The 454-nt window shown below is 63.0% G+C and carries 1 protein-coding gene; it reads right to left on the reverse strand.

The genetic code is table 11. The features are described from left to right. On the reverse strand, positions 1-454 hold a 454-nt coding region (locus tag AACY52_RS31095), incomplete at both ends, for a SapC family protein (RefSeq protein ID WP_339561509.1).

Below are 454 nucleotides of genomic sequence, written 5' to 3' on the forward strand. Positions count from 1 at the left end.
TTTCCAGCGTGACGGGTTCGATCAGATCGGCCTGTTCGAAGGCGGCGAACATCGCGTCGCGCTGCTGATGCCCATCATGGATGACCTGCAACACGCGCACGATATGGTCGAGATAGGGCGACGAACCGCCATGAGGCAGGAACACGGCCTGTGCATTGGGGCTTTGCGGTGCAGCGGCGATGCGCGGATGGTCGAGATCGACATGCAGCATCGGCTCGCGCCGCGCCTGGCCGTCGACCGTGCGATCGACCAGGCCAATCAGGAACGGCCCGCGCTGGTGGATCACCGGGATGTGCCGCGCCTGCCAACCGGTGATATCGAGAAACAGATTTTCGTCGCGGTCGAGCCCGAGCAGCGCGACAGCGTAAAACGTTCCCGCGTCGTCGCGGCGGAACAGAATGGGATAATCGCGCTGCGCCTCATCGATTTCGCCGGGAAAGAGGACGCATTCGTT

Source organism: Pseudomonas sp. EA_65y_Pfl1_P113 (assembly GCF_963970525.1).
In the GTDB taxonomy this organism is placed as follows: domain Bacteria; phylum Pseudomonadota; class Gammaproteobacteria; order Pseudomonadales; family Pseudomonadaceae; genus Aquipseudomonas; species Aquipseudomonas tritici.